The following is a 19,088-nucleotide window of genomic DNA, read 5'->3' as shown; positions in this document are numbered from 1 at the left end:
CCCAGCACCTGGGCCAGGACGCGACCAACTGGTACTGCTACGCCAAATGGACCTCCAAGGCGGTCGCCGAGAGCCTCGACCTGACTCCGGGCTCGCCCTTCCTGACCGGTTTCGGCGACCGGCTGCACGTGCCCGCGCGCCTGCGCCGCCTGTTCCGCGCCATGTTGCTGACCCTGCTCGGCCCCAGCTACCGGCTCGGGCTGGCGCTGGCCAACCGGGCGATCTTCCTGGAGACCGCGAGCCTGGCGGCCAACCTGTGGAACGGCACGCCCGACTGCTACGTCAAGGTGAGCCCGGAGTCGGAGAACACGCCGATGCCGCCGGAGTTCCTGTCCGGGCTGCTGGAGGAGGCCGACGAGCGCTACCTGCGGGACGCCGCCCTGCTGCTGCGGCAGGCGCACGCGGCCACCGACCCCGACGAGCGGGCCGAGCTGATGTTCGGGGCCAGCGTGGCGCTGTCGGCCTACGAGCAGAAGCGCGCGCAGAAGGCTCTGGAGCTGGTGCTGTACCGGCCGGTGCGGTGGCTGACCCGGATGTCGTGGCGGTCGCTGCGCTCGCTGGTGACCCGGCGGCCCTACCCGCGCTTCCCCCTGTTCAGCGCCCGGCACGAGGACCAGCCGTGGCTGACGCGCGTGCTGGAGGCCAAGTGGTCCTCGCTGTACACCCGTCACCTGTTCGCCGTGCGCACGCCGCTCAGCGACGTCAGGGTCGGCCGGCCGCTGGCCCCGCCGCCGGGCGTGGACATGGCGCTCGCCTGGCGGCCGATCAGGAACGAGAAGGTGCGCAAGCTCGCCGAGGAGTTCATCCCGGACGACGTCGAGCAGGCCACGGCCGGGGTGACCGACTGGGTGTCCTACCCCGACCGCATGCGCTTCATCGTCGGCTACTTCCGCACCTACCAGCGGGTGGGCGCGCTCTACGACCCGCCGTTCGGGCCGGAGCTCACCGCGGCCCTGGAGGCGGAGACGGCCCGCGGCACGCTGCCGGAGCCGGTCCCCGAGGCGCCGCGGGCCGACCGGCTGCTCCCCGGGACGCGGCGCAAGATGTACGCCTTCCCCGAGGAGACCGATCCCGACGCCTACGAGATGGCGCGCTTCGACTTCGAGCCCTTCCTGGAGGCGATCCCTCTTGACCGGTCAGGAAACTAGGACTCAGTCCAGGAAGTCCCTGGTGATCTCGCGGTCCTGCAGGAGCCCGCGCAGCCTGGCGAAGCAGCGGGCGCGGGTGGGGCCGATGCTGCCGACCGGCCGGCCCAGCCGGCGGGCGACGTCCACGTAGTGCGGCTCGGAGGTTTCCGTGAGTGCTCGAAACAGCACGCGCTGGGCCGCGGGCAACTCCTCGACCAGCTCCTCCAGCGTGCCGGCCAGCCAGATCCTGGCCAGTTCCCTGTCCACGTCGTCCGTGCTGCCGAGCGTGTCGAGGTCGGGCGTGCAGATCTCCCGGGTGCGCCTGGTCAGCTTCAGGCACTCGCGGAAGGCGATCGTGGCCAGCCAGCCGGGCATGCGCTGGGGGTCCTCGACGCTCTTGAGGTTCTGCCAGGCCAGCAACCAGGTGGTCTGGAGCACGTCCTGGGCGTCCTCGTGGCCGAGCCGGAAGCGCCGGATCCTCGACCGCAGCATCGGCGTGAACTCCTCGACCAGCCGCTCCCACGCCTGGGCGTCGCCCTCCTGGGCGTCCGACACGAGCGTGGCGGTGTCGCGGCGCTCCAACGTATCCAACTGCATCATCGTCTCCCCGCCGGCCGGGGTCCTCGGGGGTCAACCTCGTTCGACCGGCCCCCCAACGGTGCTCCCGGCGGCCTTCGCGCACTGTCGCGGACGACACAGTGCGGGTGTGGCGCTCGTCACATTCGGGAGATCGCTTACCACTTACTGCCCGATCGGCGTTGGCGTCCTAAAGTTCTTCCATGAGCGCCAGCAGCGGGGCGGTTCCACACGACGTCCAGGCGGTCGCCGCCGTGCTGGCGGAGGTCCCGCTGTTCCGCGTGCTCGGACCGGCCGGGATCACCAGCACCGTGCGCGCCGGGGTGGCGCGCAGATACCGCAACGGGCAGATCATCCTGCACCAGGGCGATCCGGGCGAATCCCTGTACGTGCTGCTCGACGGCCTGGTGAAGGTCGTCTTCACCACCGAGCACGGCGACGAGATCGTGCTCAACATGCTGGGCCGGGCGGAGACCTTCGGCGAGATGGCGCTGCTGGACGACTCGCCGCGGTCGGCGTCGATCATCGCCGTGCGCCCCTGCTGGATCTTCGCGCTGCCCAGGGCGCGGCTGCTGGAGCTGATGCGGGAGCATCCCGGGCTCGCCGACGAGTTCCTGCGCATGCTCGGGCAGATGGTGCGCAGGCTCACCGGGCAGGCCGCCGACCTGGCCTTCCTCGACCTGGGCGGGCGCCTGGCCAAGCTGCTGCTGCAACTGTCGGTCAAGCGCGGCCAGACCCAGGGCCCGGTCGTGGACATGCCGGGGCTGACCCAGTCGGACCTCGCCGCGCTGATCGGCGCGTCCCGCCCGGCGGTCAACCGGGCCCTGCAGTCGCTCGCCGCCCGCGGCCTCATCGCCATGAAGGGGCGGACCATCACGTTGCTGGACGTCGAGGCGCTGCGCAAACGCGGAGGTCTCTGACCGGATCTGGAGTACGGGGAACATGAACGAGCACGACAACGGCCCCGCCGAGCGCTGGCCGGCGGAACGCTTCCGGCAGTTACGGCAGCAGGCCGACCCGGACATCGACAAGATCGTGGCCGGCTACCTGGAGACCAGGCCCGCAGGGGAGAACGCGCTGTCCCTGCTGCGCGCGGTCGTGGTGGAGCTCGGCCGGGCCAAGCGGGAGGCGCGGGCCCCTTCGGGCGAGACCGGCCCCTCGGCCATCTTCGACGCCATCGACTTCGGCAAGGACCTGCCCGAGTGGGGCGAGGACGCCGAGCTGCTGGCCCGCGGCCAGGCCGTCTTCTCCGACTACGGGCTGTACCAGTCGGTCGCGCTGTTCTGCAAGTGCCTGCCCATGGCCTACGTCGAGATCTCCAGCGCCAAGGTGCTGGCCGGCGTGTCCGACCTGGCCACCCACAGCCTCACCCGCCGGGTCGCCGAGACCGGCCAAATGCTGGTGGACGTCATGGGCCTGAAGGCCACCGACAGCCTGACGCCGGGCCGTCCCGGGCACACGACGGCGATCGGGCTGCGCATCCTGCACTCGTTCGTGCGCGCGCTGGCCACCGAGCACTTCGGCGACGACTGGGACACCGCCAGGTTCGGCCCGCCGGTCAACCAGGAACTGCTGCTGGCCACCATCTTCGACTTCTCGGTCGTCACGTGGGAGGCTCTGGAGAGCATGGGGGTGCGCCTCAGCGACGACGACAAGGCCGCCCACCTGTACACGTGGAGCGTCTTCGGCCACCTCATGGGCGTCGAGGCGTGCCGCGACCGGCCGCTCACCCTCGACGACGTGCCGCCGGTCAGCGAACGGCTCGGCCGCCTGTACGAGTCGAGCGACGAGGGCCGCAGGCTGATGGCCGTGCTGCTGGCGGAGATGGAGGAGTTCATGCACCTGGGCTGGCGCAAGCTGCCGCGCAGCCTGGTGCACTGGGTCTTCCGCGACGCCCGCCACAACGCCGCCCAGGTCCCGGCGCTGCTCGACGTGCCGCCGCCGGCGTGGTGGTTCAACGCGCTGTTCGCCGCGGCCAGGGCCGGCAACCGGTACGGCCGCCTGATGGGCCCGGTCGACGCGGTGGTGCGCTGGCTGGTGCGCCGGGCGGGCAAGCACATCGTCATCGCCATGATCGACCGCTACTCGGGCGGCCACGCCGCCTTCCAGATCCCCGAGGAGCTGGCCGCCCAGTGGCGCGTCCGGCAGTCGAAGACGGCGCGCCGCACCCGCAGGCTCCGCCACAGCGTCCGCAAGGGCGTGCGGAGGGGCGTGGGCAAGGCGGCCAGGGCCCCCGTGCGGAAGGAGGGACCACCCGCGTGAGCACCCCGCACGAGCCGGGCACGCTGACCACGGCCACCATCCTGTTCACCGACGTGGTCAGCTCCACAGCCCTGCGGATCAGGCTGGGCGAGGAACGCGCCAACGTCGTCTTCCGCCGGCTCTACCAGCTCCTGCACTCGGTGGTGACGGCCAGCGGCTCGACGTTCACCAAGAGCCTCGGCGACGGGCTGATGGCGGTGTTCGGCTCGGCCACGGCCGGGCTCGACGCGGTCATCGCCGTCGAGCAGGCCGTCGCGGCCGAGAACGAGCGGGCGCTGGAGAAGATCTCGATCAGGGCCGCGCTGGCGGCGGGCGACGTGTGCTGGGGCGCCGACGACGTCAGCGGGCTGCCCACGGTCGAGGCGGCCCGGCTGGTCGCGGTGGCCGAGGGCGGCCAGGTGCTCTGCACCGACCTGGTGCGCCGGCTGGCCCAGGGCCGCAGCCGGCACGAGTTCAAGGACCTGGGCCGGCTGCCGGGCAAGGGCCTGCGGGAGCCGATGCACACCTACGAGCTCCACTGGCAGAGCGCCGACAACCAGCACGCCGGCGGGCTGGCGCCCTGGCTGGACAGCGGGCACGTGCTGCCGTTCGTCGGCCGGGACGAGGAACTGCGGGCGCTGGAGGAGGAGCTGGGGGCGGCCGAGTTCGGCAGCGGGCTGGTGATCCTCCAGGGCGATCCGGGCGTCGGCAAGACCCGGCTGGCCTCGGTCGTGGCGCGGCGGGCGCTCAAGCGGCAGTTCACCGTGCTGGCGGGGCGGTGCACCGATCCGGCGCGGCAGGCGTACGAGCCGATCGCCGGGGCGGTCGAGCGGCTGGCCCGCACCTCGCCGGCGCTGCTGTTGCGGGCCGGGGTCGACCAGCAGTGCGGGCAGCTCGTCCGGCTGGCGCCCTCGCTGGCCGCTCCCCCGCTGTCGCTGGCCGTGCCGCCCGCCACCGAGCCGGTCTCCGAGCGTTACCACCTGATGGCCGCGGCCCGCACGCTCATCGAGCGCCTGGCCACCGTGCGGCCGGTGCTGCTGGTGATCGACGACCTGCAGTGGGCGACGCTGGAGTCGCTGCAGATGCTGCACTCCCTGATGTGGGACGCCGACTCGCTGCCGCTGCTGATCCTGGCCACCTCGCGCCCGGTGCCCGTCGAGTCGGCGATGCCCGAGCTGCACAAGCTGACCGCCGGCGGCCGCCTGGTGCAGGTCTCCTCCTTCGGCATGGACGAGGTCAGCCGGGCCCTGTCGGAGGTGCGCAGCGACGGCGACCCAGAGCTGCTGTACCGGATCACCGGCGGGAACGCGTTCCTGGTCACCGAGGTGGCCAGGGAGCTGGCGGCGGGCGCCGACCTCGACGCGCTGACCGTCCCCGACTCGGTCACCCGCATGGTCCGGGCGCGTCTGGCGCAGCTCCACCCCGACGCCCGCGACCTGGTCAGCCTGCTGGCCGTGGGCGAGCGCATGGAGTCGGCCGCGCTGCGCCTGGGCCTCGGCCTGGACGAGGCGCGCTTCGTGGCCGCCGTCGAGGAGGCCATGGGCGCGGGCCTGGTGACCATGGCCGACGGCGGCCAGTGCCAGTTCTCCCACGAGCTGACCCGTACCGCCCTGTACGCCACGCTGTCGGCCCCCCGCGCCGGGCTGCTGCACGGCCGGGTCGCCGACGCCCTGTGCCAGGCCGACCCGCAGGCCATGGAGTCGCGCCCGTACGTCGTGGCCACCCATCTGCTGGCCGCCGCCGAGCACGGCCGCGATCCGCGCCGGACGGCCGAGGCCGCCGAGGCGGGCGTGCAGGCGGCCCGCCACGCGCTGGCCGGGCTGGCCCACCGCGAGGCGGTCACCTGGTACCAGCGGGTGCTCGGCCTGCTGGCGGACTTCCCCGGCGCCTCCCCGGAACGGCGTGCCGAGCTGCTGATGGACTGCGGCCGGGCGATGTGGCTGGCCGGGCACCCGGAGGCGCGCGAGACCCTGCACCAGGCCGCCGAGCTGGCCAGGGAGTGCGGGCGCGACGACCTGATCGTGGTGGCCGCGCTCGGCGGCGACCGCGGCTTCTCCAGCATCTCCGCCGCCCCCGACCAGCGCCGCATCGCGCTGCTGACCGAGGCGCGCAAGCTGGTCGACTCGACCGACCTCAGCACCCGGGCGCTGCTGGCCGCCCTGCTCGCCTCCGAGCTGATCTGGGCGCCCGACGGCGAGCGGCGCTTCGCGCTGAGCGACGAGGCGGTGGCGCTGGCCCGCAAGTCGGGCGACCCGCGCACGCTGGCCAGCGTGCTCGGCATGCGCAGCCTGACGATCATCCCGGCCGACCCGCTGCACCAGCGCCACCGCGACGGCGACGAGATGCTGGAGGCGGCCCGCCGCACGGGCGACGACCTGGCGCTGTTCCACGCCTACGTCCAGCGCACCCCGCCGGTGCTGGACAGCGGCGACACCGCGCGCGCCGCGACGCTGCTCGACCAGGCCGACGAGCTGGCCCGCCGGCTGGCCCAGCCGCAGCTCAACTGGCTGATCGGCTACTCCAGGGCGGGCCTGACGCTCATGCAGGGCGACCTGGCCCAGGCCGAGACCGAGGCGCTGTCGGCCATGCGGCTCGGCACCGAGATCGGCCGCCGCCTGGAGGCCGTGGCCATCTACTCCGAGCAGATCTCCGAGATCCGCCGGCTGCAGGGCCGGTTGTGGGAGCTGCGCGACCGGCTGCGCCGCGCCGCCCAGGCGCCGCGCGTCGACCCGGTGCACGCCGTGCTGCGCTACCTGTGCGAGATGGGCGACGAGGAGGCCGGGCCGCTGCTCGACCGCATCCTGGCCGACCGCGGCGGCGTGCCGCCGCGCAACATGGCCCACCGGCCCGCCCTGGACAACCTGGCCGTGGCCGCGGCGCACCTGCGCCGTCCCGAGCTGGCCGAACGGCTGTACGCGTCGCTGGCCGCCGACGGCGAGACGTTCGGCCACGGCACGGTCGCCCACCATTGCGGCCACCACTACCTGGCCCACCTGTGCGTGACGATGGGCGACCCGGCGCGGGCGAGCGAGCACTTCGAGGCCGCCGCCGAGGTGCACGAACGCAGCGGCGTGCCGCTCATGCTGGCCGAGTCGCTGCTCGACTGGGCCGACCTGCTCGACACCGCCGACGTCGGCGGCCCCCGGCCGGCCGCGCTGCGCGAGTGGTGCGCCTCCCTGCTGCCGGGCCGCGGCGCGCTCCTGCTCGACCGGCGGCTGCCCGCGCACCCCGTTTAATCTGCGGCGACATCGGGCAACCCGGCACGGGGGGCGCGATGAAGAGGTACGGGGTGCACGGATGGCCGGGGGATTTCCACCGATCGGGGCGTACGCGTTCCTGTCGGACTGTCACACGGCGGCACTGGTCGCGCCCGGCGGGGCGGTGGAGTGGATGTGCGCGCCGCGCTTCGACGGCCCGAGCGTGTTCGCGCGCATCCTCGACCGGCGGCTCGGCGGGGCGTGGGAGTTCGACGTGGCCGGCGCGCGGGTCGAGGGGCGCGGCTACGTCGAGGAGACGCTGGTGCTGCGCACCCGCTGGGTCGGCCGCGACTGCGAGGTCGTGGTGCACGACTTCTTCGCCACGTCGCCGCCGGGGACGGGCGGCAGCGGCGTGGTGCCCGTCCGGCTGCTGGTGCGGTGGGCCAGGTGCGAGAGGGGGCGGGCGGTCGTGCGCTCGCGGGTGCTGGCCAGGCCCGACTACGCCACCCGCGAGGCCCGCTGGACGCCGCGCGACGGCGTGCTGGCCGAGGAGTCCGGCCTGCTGCTGACCGGCATGGCGGAACCGGCGGAAGGGCCGACGACAGGGCTCATGGCCGAGACCACGCTCGGCGCGGGCGAGTCGTGGGCGGTCGCGCTCGACTACGCGGGTCAGGGGCACGCGCCCGTCAGCGACCCCGAGCGGCTGCTGGCCGACACCGTGCGGTCGTGGCGGTCGTGGTCGTCGCGGTCGGCCTACGACGGGGTGGGGGCGCGGCAGGTGCGGCACAGCGCGGTCGTGCTGCGCGGGCTGCTGTTCGACGAGAGCGGCGGGCTGCTCGCGGCGCCCACGACGTCGCTGCCGGAGTGGCTCGGCGGGCAGCGCAACTGGGACTACCGCTACGTGTGGCACCGCGACGCCGCGCTCATGGTGCTGGCGCTGCTGCGCCTGGGCCATCGCGAGGAGGCGGGCCGCTACCTGACGTTCCTGCTCGGCCAGTGCGCGATCCACGAGGGCGACCTGCCGCCGGTGTTCGGCGTCGGCGGCGGGCCGGTCGCCGACGAGACCGTCCTCGGCCATCTGGAGGGGTACGCGGGCTCGCGTCCGGTGCGCATCGGCAACGGCGCCGCGGGTCAGCACCAGCTCGACGGTTACGGCCACATCCTGGACGCGGCCATGGCCTACCACGGCGTGACCGGCGAGCTGAGCGGCGGCCCGGTGTTGTGGCGGCTGGTGGAGCGGGCCCGCGAGCGGTGGCGGGAGCCGGACGCCGGCATCTGGGAGGTGCGCGGCGGCGAACGTCACTGGACCTACTCCAAGCTGTACGCCTGGGTCTGCTTCGACCGCGCGGTCCGGCTGGCGGAGGCGACCGGCGAGCCCGGCCTGCCCCTGGCGCAGTGGCGGGCCGAGCGCGCGGCCGTCCGCGCCGAGCTGCTGGAGCGCGGCTACAACGCCGACGTCGGCGCCTTCACCCAGTCCTACGGGTCCGAGCAGGCCGACGGCTCGCTGCTGCGGCTGCCGCTGCTCGGCTTCCTGGACGGCGACGACCCCCGCGTGCTCGGCACCCTCGACCACATCCAGGCCCGCCTGGGCGAGGGCGGCGCGCTCGTGCACCGCTACGACCCCGAGACCACCCGCGACGGCGTGGACGGGCCGGAGGGGGCGTTCCTGATGTGCTCGTTCGAGATGGTCTCGGCGCTGGTGCTGGCCGGGCGGACGGCCGAGGCCCGCGACCGGTTCGAGACGCTGTGCGCGCGGGCCGAGCCGCTCGGGCTGTTCGCCGAGGAGATGACCGGCGACGGGCACATGGCGGGGAACTACCCGCAGGCGTTCACGCATCTGGCGCTGATCGAGGCGGCGCTCAACCTCGACGCCTCCGGCACCGTCGACGCCCTGCACGACTGGGCCGAACACGGCGGCTGACCCGGCGCCTGCGGGGCCCGCGGAAGCCTTCGGCGGGCGGCTGCTAGGGTGCGGCGGGTGAGCGGTCGCGCGGTACTCGTCACGGGAGCGTCCAGGGGCATCGGCAGGGCGGTGGCGATCGCGTTCGCCGCCCAGGGTGACCGGGTCGCGGTCCACCATCGCGACTCCGCGCGGGCGGCCGAGGGCGTGCTGGGCGAGCTGGCCGGTTCGGGGCACGTCGTCGTCCAGGCCGATCTGGCCGACCCCGAGGGCGTGCGGCGCATGGCCGACGAGGCGGCGGGGGCGCTGGGCGGGCTCGACGTCCTGGTCAACAACGCGGGCGTCTACCATCTCCACCCCATCACCACGACGTCGTACGAGGAGTGGCAGGCTGCCTGGCGCCAGGCGTTCGAGGTGAACCTGATGGGCCCGGCCAACCTGGCCTGGTGCGCGCTGCGCCACATGCGCGCCGGCGGCCGCATCGTGAACGTCAGCTCCCGCGGCGCCTTCCGCGGCGAGCCCGACGCCCCCGGCTACGGGGCCAGCAAGGCGGGCCTGAACGCGATGAGCCAGTCGCTGGCCGTGGCCCTCGCCCCGCACGGCATCGCGGTCGCCGCCGTGGCCCCCGGCTTCGTGGCGACGGACATGACCACCGAGCACCTCAAACCGCCCGCGGGGGACGCGATCCGCGCGCAGAGCCCGTTCGGCCGGGTCGGGGAGGCGGACGAGATCGCCGCCGCCGTGCTCTACCTGGCCTCGCCGGCGGCCGAGTGGGCCAGCGGCACCGTCCTCGACCTCAACGGCGCCTCCTACCTTCGTTAACGCCCGGAAATATCGGAAACCCCCCATTTTTCGGCCTGGCCGGGTAGCTTGCCGCACGGACATTCCCGAAGGACCGAGAGAGGACGACCGGTTTCGATGAAAACGCGCAAGCACATCGCACGGCTCATCGTCGGCGCGGGCACGCTGGCGGCGGTGCTCGCCGTGAGCAGCGGAGTGGCCCAGGCCGCCGGGCCGTACCCGTACGCGGGGGCGGACGACGTCGGCCGCCGGCTGACGGTGTGCGCGGACGACCTGATGGTCCGCGACTTCGTCGGCACCCTCCACCGGGGCCAGACCTTCACCGTCAAAGGCTTCGACGGCGCCTACAAGGAATGGGTGTACGGCTTCGCCTACGGCAACGTCAACGCCAACGGCTGGGTCGAGAACGGCTGGTTCTGCGACGCCTGACGGCACCGCGTACACCCCGGCCCGTGACCAGGAACGCCCTGGTCACGGGCCTTTTCGCGGCGCCGGTCGGTACGGCGCGGTAGCGCGGCACTACATCCGTCGTCGTAGACGCGGCCGGCATTTGATCCCACTGGGGTAGCGGCAGATGAGTCCGCCGGTGGGACGCCACGGAGCCCCGGCCGGACGACGATTACCAGACATGAGAACCCGAGTCAGGTACCTCCAGGGCGCCGCGCTGCTGGCGACCGGGCTGCTCGCGGGCGCGTTCGGATACGGCGCCGCCAACGTGGTGCCCACGTTCGGCGCCGTGCCGCTGGACGTGCGCCTGACCTTCCACACCACGATGATGAAGGTCAACGAGCCGGTCATGCAGAGCGCGATGGCCCTGGCGATCCTGACCACGTTCGGGCTGGCGCTGGCCGGCCGCGACCTGCCGCGCCGGCTGGCGTCCGGCGCCGCCGCGCTGGCGGTGGCCTCGCTGATCACCGTGTTCGGCAACGTCCCGCTGCACGCGCGGTTCCGCGAGTGGGCCGCCGGCTCCGTGCCGGCCGGCCACGCGGAGGTCTTCCATCGATGGGAGCTGTTCCACACCCTGCGCACCCTGACCGCGCTGGCCGCCTTCGTGCTGGTCGTCGTCGCCGCGGTCGCCGCCCGTCCCTCGACCTCGTCCCGTTAGGAGAACGTCATGTTCCTGCGTATCGCGCTCGCCGCGCAGACCGTCGCCCTGCTGCTGCAGGCCGTCACCGCCGGGCTGCTGCTCAGCTCGCCGGGCGGCCGGGCCGCCCACAGCGCCACGGCGATGGCCGTCGCGGCCACCGTGCTGCTGTACCTGGTCGCCGCGGTGATGACCAAGCAGCGGGCGGCCATCCTGGCCGCCGTCGGCATGCTGGTGGCGACGCTGGTCCAGATGGCGCTGGGCATGGCGCACGTGAAGGGCGTGCACGTGCCGCTCGGCGTGCTGATGTTCGGCGGCAGCATGGTGCAGACCGCGCGGGTCTGGTCCGCCGGCCGCCTCCGGACGACGTCGGCATGACCGGCATGACCAGGCGGCAGGCGCTGCGGCTGCTCGGCGTGGGCGCGGCGCTGGGCGTCTCGGGCGTCTCGGGCTGCTCGCTGCTGACCCGCACCCCGCTGCCCCAGCTGATGACCAGCCAGGCGCCGCTGCCCGCGCCGTACGCCGTGCCGCTCCCGCGGCCCGCCGTGGCCAGACCGGCCAGGACGGACGCGGGCGCCGACTACTACGAACTCCTCCAGCGCCCGGCCGAGGTGGAGATCCTGCCGGGCCTGCGCACCCCGGTCTGGGGGTACGACGGGCAGTTCCCCGGCCCCACCATCCGGGCGCGCTCCGGCCGCCGGACCGTCGTGCGCGTCGGCAACCGGCTGCCCGCCCCGACGGTCACCCACCTGCACGGCGGGCACACCCCGCCCGAGTCCGACGGCTTCCCCACCGACCTGGTGCAGCCGGGCGCGCACCGCGACCACGTCTTCCCGCTGGAGCAGCGCGCGGCCACGCTGTGGTACCACGACCACCGCATGGACTACACCGGGCCGCAGGTCTGGCGCGGCCTGGCCGGCTTCTTCATCGTGGACGACGACGAGCAGGACCGGCTGCCGCTCCCGTCGGGCGATCGGGACGTGCCGCTGCTGATCTGCGACCGCGCCTTCCAGGCCGACGGGACGATGCCCTACCCCGGCAGGCAGGACGGCCCCGGCGCCCGCGAGGCGTTCATGGGCGGCGTGCTGGGGGACGTCATCCTGGTCAACGGCGCGCCCTGGCCGCGGCTCGGCGTGGACCGCGCCCGCCACCGGCTGCGGCTGCTCAACGCCTCCAACGCCCGCACGTACGAGCTGGCCCTGTCGCCCGGCGGCACCCTGACCCAGATCGGCAGCGACGGCGGCCTGCTGGCGGCGCCGCGTCCGCTCCAGCGGATCCGGCTGGCGCCCGGGGAGCGCGCGGACGTGATCGTGGACTTCGCCGCCTACCGGGTCGGCGACCACGTCGAGCTGCGCAACCTGCTCGGGGAAGGGCCGCAGGCCCGGGTGATGCGGTTCACCGTCGAGCGCGACGCCCGCGACGACTCGGCGATCCCCAAGGTCCTGTCCACCGTCGAACGCCTCGACCCGGCCTCGGCCGCGGTGACCCGCGACTTCGAGTTCAGCAGCGGCGACCTGCGCGGCCACACCGGCTGGCTGATCAACGGCAAGCCCTTCGACGTGCGCCGCGTCGATGCCCGGCCCAAGCTCGGCCAGGTGGAGATCTGGCGGGTGACCAGCGACGTCGCCCACCCCGTGCACCTGCACCTGGCGCCCTTCCAGGTGCTCTCGGTCGGCGGCGAACGGCCGGACGGCCCGCCGGAGTGGAAGGACACCGTCGAGCTGCGGGAGGCGCAGACCGTGGAGATCATCACCCGCTTCACCGGCTACCGAGGCCGGTACGTCCTGCACTGCCACAACCTCGAACACGAGGACATGGCCATGATGAGCACCTTCGAGGTGGTCTGACTCCGGGCCGCTCGCCCGGTCGCGCTAGCGGGGGTTGCGGGCGCGCCAGGCGACGTAGTCGGCGACCGCCGCGGCCAGGTCGAAGGCCGGCTCGAAGCCGGTGTCGCGGGCGAGCCGGGCGATGTCGAGGCAGGGGTCGTCCCCGTCAGGGCCGGATCGTCCGGGCAGGAGGCCGGGCCGGGAGCCGGGGACGGCCGCCCGTACGGCGTCGGCCAGGTCGCGGTTGGTGAACGGCCGGCCGCTGGAGACGTTGTAGACGGTGTGCGGCAGGGCTCGCGCGGTCATCAGCAGGGCGATCGCGCGCCCGGCGTCGGGCGCGTAGCAGGTGTCGCCGCCGTCGCCGGCGTGCAGCGGCGGCGGCCGCTCGCCCCGCAGGGCGGCGCCGACGTACGGCGGGATGTGGTTGAACGGCGACTCCGGGTCCATCAGCGGCCCCCACACGCTGCCGATCCTGAGCACGACCGGCTGGACCCCGCTGCCCAGGAGGCCGTGCGTGGTCAGGGGTTCGGCCGCCTTCTTGAGGGCGACGATCGGGTGCGGCAGGTCCGCGGCGGGCAGCGGCAGCTCCTCGTGCCACCGGGTCTCCGGCCGCCCGGCGTAGACGCCCAGGCTGCTGGCGACGGCGAACCTGCGCACGCCCCTGGCCCGCGCCACCTCCAGCGCGTTGAGCAGGCCGGTGGTGTCGGCGCGGAAGAAGTCCACCGGGTCCGCGCCCGGGATGCCGCCGGCCAGGTGGACGATGTCGCCGACGTCGTGGCGGGCGGCCAGGGCCAGGAAGGCGTCCCGGTCGGTGACGTCCAGCGGCTCCACGGCGACCCGGCCGGCCAGGAACGAGGGGACCTCGGCCCGGCGGTGCGCGGTGACGACGACCCGGCGTCCGAGGTCGGCGAGCGCGCGGGCGGTGTGCGCGCCGATCATGCCGAGCCCTCCGGTGACGAGGATCATCGGGCCACCTCGTAGCGCAGGTGGGTCACGCCCGGCGCGGGCACGGCCTCGACCAGGCGCAGGCGTACGTGCTCCGGCAGCTCACCGAAGAACGGCCGGCCGCCGCCGAGCAGGACGGGCACCTGGTGCAGGACCACCTCGTCGACCAGGCCCGCCCGCAGCGCCTCGGTGACCACGCCGCCGCCCATGAGGCCGACGTCCTTGCCGCCGGCGGCCTGGCGGGCGGCGGCGATCGCGTCGTGGACGCCGGTGGTGACCAGCGTCTGGCGGCCGGTGATCTCCGGCGCCGGGCGGTGACTGAGGACGATCAGGCGGACGCCCGGGTGGGGGCTGCCGCCGCCGAAGTGGCCGGAGTCGTCGTAGGTGCGGCGTCCGGCGACGATCGCGCCGACGCGGCCGGCCAGGGCGTCGAAGAGCCGGGCGCTGGGCGCGCTCAGCTTGAACCCGTCGAAGACCTGGCTGGGGGTGTCGCCGTCGAAGTACCAGTCGAACAGCATGGACGCGTCGCCGAGGCCGCGCCCTGCGCCGGGGTCGCGGCCGGTGATGAAGCCGTCGACCGACACCGCGTGGGCGCTGATGACCTTGCTCATCGGAGTCTTCCCTTCCGGAGTGCTCAGACGTCGAGGCCCCTTCTCTCCGGGAGGATCCGAAGGGGGCACGAAGTCGCCGTCGCCGGAAAGTCTCCGCCGCGCCGCCGTCCGACCGGCAGATGCGGAAGTGGACGATCGGCGATGACGAACGTCATCGCCGATCGGGGGCACCCGGTCCATCCCGGGAGAACCCGCCCACGCGGTCACTCCCCCGCCAGCACCTCCGCGCCGAACTTCACGAAATAGGCGGCGGTCTCGGCATCGGCCGGGTAGTACGACTCGATCGAGATCTCGTCCAGCGTGATGTCCATCGGGGTGCCGAACGTGGTGGTGGTCGAGAACAGCCGCAGTTCGGCGTCGCCGAACCGGAAGATCATCGGGACGGTGACCTCCGACTCGGCCGACCGGCCCGCCTCCTCCAAGCCCGGCGCGAGCAGCTCCTCGTAGATCGCCTGCAGCTCGGCGTCGGGGGCGACGGCGAGCTGGCGTGAGATCCGGGCCCGGAGCACCGCGCGCACCTCGGGCAGGTTGACGATCCGGGGAGCGAGCCCGCCGCTCGCCAGCCCCAGCCGGACGATGTTGACCGGCGCGCGCAGCAGGTCGGGCGCGACGTCCACGAGGAACGGGTCGATGGCCCGGTTGCTCATCACGATGTTCCACCGGCGGTCGAGGACGACCGCCGGGTACGGCTCGTGGGCGCGCAGCACCCGCGCGATCGCCTCCCCGGCCGTCGACAGCGCGTCCCCGGTGAGCGGCTGCTCGGCGTACCGGGGGGCGAAGCCGGCGGCGAGCAGCAGCCGGTTGCGCTCCCGCAGCGGCACGTCCAACCGGTCGGCCAGCCGCAGGATCATCTCGGGGCTCGGGTTGGACTTACCGGTCTCGACCAGGCTCACGTGCCGGGCCGAGACGCCGGCGGCGATCGCGAGATCGAGCTGGCTGAGCCGCCGGCGGTGCCGCCATTGCCGCAACATGTCCCCGACAGTCCGCATGGCCGCCGAGACTACTGGACGTCCGCCATGAAATCCCTTTTCATCGACATCCCCGGCAGGGCTGGCCAGAGTGTCCCCCATGACGAACGACAACAAGGCCGTCGTGCAGCGCGCGCTGACGGAACTGATCGGGACGGGCGACGTCGACGCGCTCGCGCCCCTGCTGAGCGACGACTTCCGCCACCACCGGCCCGGTTCGGCGGCCTCGACCAAGACGGAATGGCTCGGCGCCGTGCGTGCCGCGCTCGTCCCGCTGGCCGGCATGCGCGTGGAGATCGACCACGTGCTGGCCGACGGCGACCACGTCGTGATGCACTCACGCCGCCAGGCGCCGGACGGCGGACCGGAGATCGTGGTCGTGGACATCTGGCGCCTGGACGGCGGCCGCATCGCCGAGGCGTGGGAGATCATCGAACCGGTGTCCCAGGCCGCCGCCAACCTGACCTGGTGGGATCCGCCCGTCCGCTGACGTGCGCCGCGTACCGGCCGGTCAGCCGGTACGGCGATCCGATCCCCGGCCGCCCCTCGACCCGCCCTTCGCGCTCCAGCTCCCGGCACGCCTTGAGCACGATGGGGGCATAACGTCTGGAACAGCTAACCCCCATGGGTGTATAGGTAGGAGGTAACCCGCCGATACCCCCAAGGCTGGAAAGGCGTCGCCATGCCGAAGATCAACGTGTACCTCCCCGACGAGCTGGCCGAGGCGGTCAAGGCCGCCGGCGTCCCGGTGTCGGCGATCTGCCAGCGCGCGCTGGAGCAGGCGGTGCGCAGGATCACCGCCATCCGCCAGACCGCCCTCGGCGAGCTGGACGCCGGCGACCTGGCCGAACGGCTGCCACGCTTCACCGACCGCGCCCGCACGGTCGTCAAGCTGGCCATCGACCGGGCCCGCGCAGACGCGGCGCCGGCCGTCGGCACCGGGCACCTGCTGGCCGGGATGCTGGCCGAGGGGCAGAACCTGGCGCTGCACGTGCTCAGAGCGGTCGACATCGACCCCGCCCAGGTCCAGCGCGACCTGGACCGGCGGCCGCCCGGCGAGGAAGGCGGGGCCGGCGGGAACCCGGTGGTGCACTTCAGCGACGCCGCCGCCGGCGCCCTCGAACTGACGGTCACCGAGGCGACCGCGATGGGCCACAACTACGTCGGCTGCGAACACCTGCTCCTGGGGCTGATCACCGAGCCCGACGGCACCGCCGGCCAGGTCCTGCGGGCGCTGGGCGCCGAGTCCCGCCTGGTCCGCCGGGCCGTCACGGCGGCCCTGGCCGGCTACGTGCACCTGCGCGCCCAGACGTCGGCCGCCGGCGATCCGGCGCAGGCGCTGGCCGTGGCGGTGCGGCAGCAGTTGCAGCCGCTCATCGAGCGCATCGAACGGCTGGAGCAGCACCTGGGCTCCGCGTCCGAGCCGCGGTGACCAGGGCCGTGGACACGCCGATCCGCCGGCGGCGAGCCCCCTCACGCCTCGCCCGCACCCTGATCAGCTGCGTGGCCGTCGCCGTCTTCTGGCTGCTGATCCTGCCGCCGCTCCTCCTCGACGGCCGGTGAGACGGGCGCGCTAGCCCTGGAGCCGCATGAGCTGCCACTGCGCGAACGAACTGACCTCCTCGTCCTTCACCCTGGCGGCGAGACGCAGCAACGCCGCGTCGTCCTCGGCCATGCGCGTCGCGATCGCCGCGGCGAACAGGCGGGCCACCGGGTCGTCGCCCTCCAGCGCGGCGACGACCTCGCCCGGGTCGGGGTCCTCGGCGTCGGCGGCGACCAGCCCGGCCGCGAGCCGTCCGACCTCGGGGTCGGCCAGCCGGGACAGCCCCGCCATGAGCTGTTCGGTCGAGGCCATCGCCAGGAAGTGCAGGACCTTCCACCGGATGGCGGTGTCGGAGGTCCGGCTCAGGGCGAGGGTCTGGGCGATGACGCCGGCGTGCCGCTCGTCCGCGGCGAGCAGCACGAACTCGACGGCGAAGAACCGCACCTGGGTGCGCGGGTGGGCCAGCAGGGCGGGGACCTCGTCCAGCAGCGGCTCGGCCGGCTCGCCCAGCTCCGACAGCAGCCAGGCGCCGGTCTGCACGGCGTCGTCGTCGCCGCTGCGCAGCAGGACGCGCAGGTTCTCGACGGGATAGCCGTCGAACAGCTCGTTGAGCAGGTCGTTGGCGGCCTGGCCGCGGGCCTCGTCGTCGGCGGGGCGGGCGAGGATGCGCGCCATCAGGTCGTCGCCCGTCTGTGTCTGCATGTGGTGCTATTTCCCCTCGTTGGCCTTGCGGCGAAGGTCATTCAGGAGCTGCTGCTCCTGCCTCAGCCGGGCGGCGTGCCCGGGGTCCGTGCCGAGCCGGGCCTCGTTCATCCTCCGCGTGAGGATGCTGTCCTCGACCTTGGCCGCCATCTGCTTCGCCTGCTCCGGTGTCATCTTGCTGACGTCGTTGCTGTTGGGCAACCTGCCGTGCATGCGCTGCGCGGCGTTGTCGAAGCTCGCCGAGGCGTTCGGGTCGTAGCCGCCGCCCTTCCCGCCCTTGCCGCCGCCGCCCCCGCCGCGCCTGCGCCGGATCTGGAGCATGCCGTCGCGGGCGTGCGGCCGCTTCTCCATCTCCTTCATGATGCGGCGCATGGTCTCGGTCACCCGGCCGCTCAGCACCGGGGCCAGGCCCCTGGCGGTGCCCTCGGCGCCTTCGAGCGCCACCCTGCCCACGGCGTGGCGGGTCATCTGCATGCGAGCGAGGGCGATCATGCCGCCCGCGGCGCCGCCGAACAGCAGCGCCTGGGTGGCGGCGGTCAGTCCGTACGCGGCCTGCGTGCCCACGGCCAGCTTGACCGCGCTGACCACGTTCGCGGTGCCGTCGAGGACGGCCGGGGCGACCTTCGCCGCCGAGGCGGCCTGGGAGATGTGGCCGCCGCCGTCGCCGACCTGGTTCCAGTGGCCGGCCAGGTGCGTGGCCGAGTCGCCCTGGTAGGACTGCCCCGCGTTGCGGACCGACTCGTCGGCCGCGGCGCCCTGGGCCGACGACGCGGCGAGGACGACCCGCCAGTCGTCGGCCTCAAGACGCCACTCGTCCTCGTTGTCGTTCGGCCAGGGGAAACCGATGAGGTTGAGGAAGCCCGCCACGTGCGGGTCGAGCGTCACCGCCATGCGGGGCTCTCGAAGCTCTCGACGGTGGCGCTCTCCGCCGCCCGGGTGTTCCTCGCCACCGTGCGCAGCCCCTCGCCGGTCTCGGCGATCTGCCCGCCGATCCCCGTCAGCGCGTCGAGCGAGGTCTGCAGGCATTCGTTGTAGGTGGCGATGATGGTGGCGAACAGCCCCTCGCCGCCGAAGGTACGGGCGCCGCTCCCCCGCTGCCGCAGCCGCGTGACCGCGGCGTCGTAGTTCGCCCCATGGTCGGTGACGTACGCGCCGTCACGACCCACCGCCCCCGCGGCGATCTCAAATCCCGTCATGCCCAGAAAGCATATCCAGTCAATTCCGGCACAGAGGTTTACCTCTACACTGAACGTTCACGTGACTGACTGTCGGGGGTTCGACATGCGTTCACCTGCTCCTGAGGACGACGCCGAGTACCTGCACGAGTACGTCGCCCAGAGCCGCCGCGCCATCCGGGCGCTGCACGACGCGCGGGCGTCCATCGGCCGGGTGGAGGGCCGCGCGGAGAGCGACGACGGGCTGGTCGAGGCGTTCGCCGACGGCAACGGCGTCCCCACCCGCCTGCGCATCGACCCGCGGGCGCTGCGCCTGGACGAGGCCGCGCTCGGCAGGAAGACCGCCGAGGTGCTGCGGGCCGCGCAGGACGACGCCGCGCGGCAGGCCCGGG

Annotated in this window: 21 protein-coding genes; 14 read left to right on the top strand and 7 right to left on the bottom strand. The window is 73.7% G+C overall.

Annotation, left to right across the window (positions count from 1 at the left end; translation table 11 throughout):
* Window positions 1-1,148: hypothetical protein (locus ACWCSD_RS26330; RefSeq protein ID WP_449918683.1), on the top strand; the 1,148-nt coding region annotated here is incomplete at its 5' end.
* A 3-nt stretch (window positions 1,149-1,151) separates the two neighbouring features.
* On the opposite strand, the gene ACWCSD_RS26325 is transcribed toward ACWCSD_RS26330, so the two are convergent.
* Entirely contained in the window at window positions 1,152-1,718 is a 567-nt protein-coding gene (locus tag ACWCSD_RS26325; RefSeq protein ID WP_352327786.1) for an RNA polymerase sigma factor, read from the bottom strand.
* A 188-nt stretch (window positions 1,719-1,906) separates the two neighbouring features.
* Here ACWCSD_RS26325 and ACWCSD_RS26320 point away from each other — a divergent pair, with 188 nt between their 5' ends.
* The 9 genes from ACWCSD_RS26320 (at window position 1,907) to ACWCSD_RS26280 (ending at window position 12,773) form a co-directional block, all read left to right on the top strand.
* On the top strand, window positions 1,907-2,623 hold the full coding sequence (locus ACWCSD_RS26320; RefSeq protein WP_352361358.1) for a Crp/Fnr family transcriptional regulator: 717 nt from the start codon (window positions 1,907-1,909) through the stop codon (window positions 2,621-2,623).
* A 22-nt stretch (window positions 2,624-2,645) separates the two neighbouring features.
* Window positions 2,646-3,965, top strand: a complete 1,320-nt coding sequence (locus tag ACWCSD_RS26315; RefSeq protein WP_397165497.1) for an oxygenase MpaB family protein — start codon at window positions 2,646-2,648, stop codon at window positions 3,963-3,965.
* Window positions 3,962-7,180 carry an ATP-binding protein gene (locus ACWCSD_RS26310; RefSeq protein ID WP_397165499.1) on the top strand — a complete coding sequence of 1,073 codons (3,219 nt, stop codon included), beginning with the start codon at window positions 3,962-3,964 and terminating at the stop codon, window positions 7,178-7,180. Before ACWCSD_RS26315 ends, ACWCSD_RS26310 begins: the two co-directional genes overlap by 4 nt.
* 61 nt (window positions 7,181-7,241) lie before the next feature.
* The gene (locus tag ACWCSD_RS26305; protein WP_397165501.1) at window positions 7,242-9,062 is read left to right on the top strand and encodes a glycoside hydrolase family 15 protein; all 1,821 of its coding nucleotides are present in this window, start codon (window positions 7,242-7,244) and stop codon (window positions 9,060-9,062) included.
* A gap of 57 nt (window positions 9,063-9,119) precedes the next feature.
* The gene (locus tag ACWCSD_RS26300; RefSeq protein WP_397165503.1) at window positions 9,120-9,863 is read left to right on the top strand and encodes an SDR family NAD(P)-dependent oxidoreductase; all 744 of its coding nucleotides are present in this window, start codon (window positions 9,120-9,122) and stop codon (window positions 9,861-9,863) included.
* A 96-nt stretch (window positions 9,864-9,959) separates the two neighbouring features.
* Window positions 9,960-10,271 carry a hypothetical protein gene (locus ACWCSD_RS26295; RefSeq protein ID WP_449918676.1) on the top strand — a complete coding sequence of 104 codons (312 nt, stop codon included), beginning with the start codon at window positions 9,960-9,962 and terminating at the stop codon, window positions 10,269-10,271.
* Window positions 10,272-10,470: 199 nt separating this feature from the next.
* On the top strand, window positions 10,471-10,947 hold the full coding sequence (locus ACWCSD_RS26290) for an anthrone oxygenase family protein (protein ID WP_449918674.1): 477 nt from the start codon (window positions 10,471-10,473) through the stop codon (window positions 10,945-10,947).
* Between the two features lie 9 nt (window positions 10,948-10,956).
* Window positions 10,957-11,304 (top strand): hypothetical protein, encoded by a 348-nt coding sequence (locus tag ACWCSD_RS26285; RefSeq protein WP_387665044.1) that lies wholly within the window; start codon window positions 10,957-10,959, stop codon window positions 11,302-11,304.
* Window positions 11,301-12,773 carry a multicopper oxidase family protein gene (locus ACWCSD_RS26280; protein ID WP_449918672.1) on the top strand — a complete coding sequence of 491 codons (1,473 nt, stop codon included), beginning with the start codon at window positions 11,301-11,303 and terminating at the stop codon, window positions 12,771-12,773. The genes ACWCSD_RS26285 and ACWCSD_RS26280 overlap by 4 nt, the downstream gene beginning before the upstream one ends.
* Window positions 12,774-12,797: 24 nt before the next feature.
* Here the strand turns inward: ACWCSD_RS26280 and ACWCSD_RS26275 are convergent, their stop codons facing one another.
* The 3 genes from ACWCSD_RS26275 to ACWCSD_RS26265 form a co-directional block, all read right to left on the bottom strand.
* Window positions 12,798-13,718, bottom strand: a complete 921-nt coding sequence (locus ACWCSD_RS26275) for an NAD-dependent epimerase/dehydratase family protein (RefSeq protein WP_449918669.1) — start codon at window positions 13,716-13,718, stop codon at window positions 12,798-12,800.
* On the bottom strand, window positions 13,715-14,308 hold the full coding sequence (locus tag ACWCSD_RS26270; protein WP_449918667.1) for a dihydrofolate reductase family protein: 594 nt from the start codon (window positions 14,306-14,308) through the stop codon (window positions 13,715-13,717). The genes ACWCSD_RS26275 and ACWCSD_RS26270 overlap by 4 nt, the downstream gene beginning before the upstream one ends.
* A 203-nt stretch (window positions 14,309-14,511) precedes the next feature.
* Window positions 14,512-15,297: a helix-turn-helix domain-containing protein gene (locus ACWCSD_RS26265; RefSeq protein ID WP_397165513.1), complete on the bottom strand. Its 786-nt coding sequence runs from the start codon at window positions 15,295-15,297 to the stop codon at window positions 14,512-14,514.
* Between the two features lie 79 nt (window positions 15,298-15,376).
* On the opposite strand from ACWCSD_RS26265, the gene ACWCSD_RS26260 reads away from it, so the two are divergent.
* From ACWCSD_RS26260 to ACWCSD_RS26250, 3 genes are all read left to right on the top strand, one after another.
* Window positions 15,377-15,766, top strand: coding sequence for a nuclear transport factor 2 family protein (locus tag ACWCSD_RS26260; RefSeq protein WP_387665031.1), 390 nt, complete (start codon window positions 15,377-15,379; stop codon window positions 15,764-15,766).
* Between the two features lie 192 nt (window positions 15,767-15,958).
* Complete coding sequence (locus tag ACWCSD_RS26255; RefSeq protein WP_449918664.1) at window positions 15,959-16,708, top strand: Clp protease N-terminal domain-containing protein; 750 nt, start codon at window positions 15,959-15,961, stop codon at window positions 16,706-16,708.
* Window positions 16,705-16,839, top strand: coding sequence for a hypothetical protein (locus ACWCSD_RS26250; RefSeq protein ID WP_449918662.1), 135 nt, complete (start codon window positions 16,705-16,707; stop codon window positions 16,837-16,839). The genes ACWCSD_RS26255 and ACWCSD_RS26250 overlap by 4 nt, the downstream gene beginning before the upstream one ends.
* A 10-nt stretch (window positions 16,840-16,849) precedes the next feature.
* On the opposite strand, the gene ACWCSD_RS26245 is transcribed toward ACWCSD_RS26250, so the two are convergent.
* Genes ACWCSD_RS26245 through ACWCSD_RS26235 form a run of 3 tightly spaced genes read right to left on the bottom strand, consistent with a single transcriptional unit; the run spans window position 16,850 to window position 18,717 of the window.
* Window positions 16,850-17,521, bottom strand: a complete 672-nt coding sequence (locus tag ACWCSD_RS26245) for a hypothetical protein (RefSeq protein WP_397165518.1) — start codon at window positions 17,519-17,521, stop codon at window positions 16,850-16,852.
* A 6-nt stretch (window positions 17,522-17,527) separates the two neighbouring features.
* On the bottom strand, window positions 17,528-18,412 hold the full coding sequence (locus ACWCSD_RS26240) for a WXG100-like domain-containing protein (RefSeq protein ID WP_449918658.1): 885 nt from the start codon (window positions 18,410-18,412) through the stop codon (window positions 17,528-17,530).
* Window positions 18,403-18,717: a hypothetical protein gene (locus tag ACWCSD_RS26235; protein WP_397165522.1), complete on the bottom strand. Its 315-nt coding sequence runs from the start codon at window positions 18,715-18,717 to the stop codon at window positions 18,403-18,405. The genes ACWCSD_RS26240 and ACWCSD_RS26235 overlap by 10 nt, the downstream gene beginning before the upstream one ends.
* A gap of 61 nt (window positions 18,718-18,778) precedes the next feature.
* Between ACWCSD_RS26235 and ACWCSD_RS26230 the strand changes: the two genes are divergently transcribed.
* The coding region (locus ACWCSD_RS26230) for a YbaB/EbfC family nucleoid-associated protein (protein WP_449918654.1) at window positions 18,779-19,088 on the top strand (310 nt) is incomplete at its 3' end.

It is taken from the genome of Nonomuraea sp. NPDC001684 (assembly GCF_053596515.1).
Note: the sequence above shows the minus strand (reverse complement) of the source record. Positions and strands in the feature narration are given on the sequence as shown.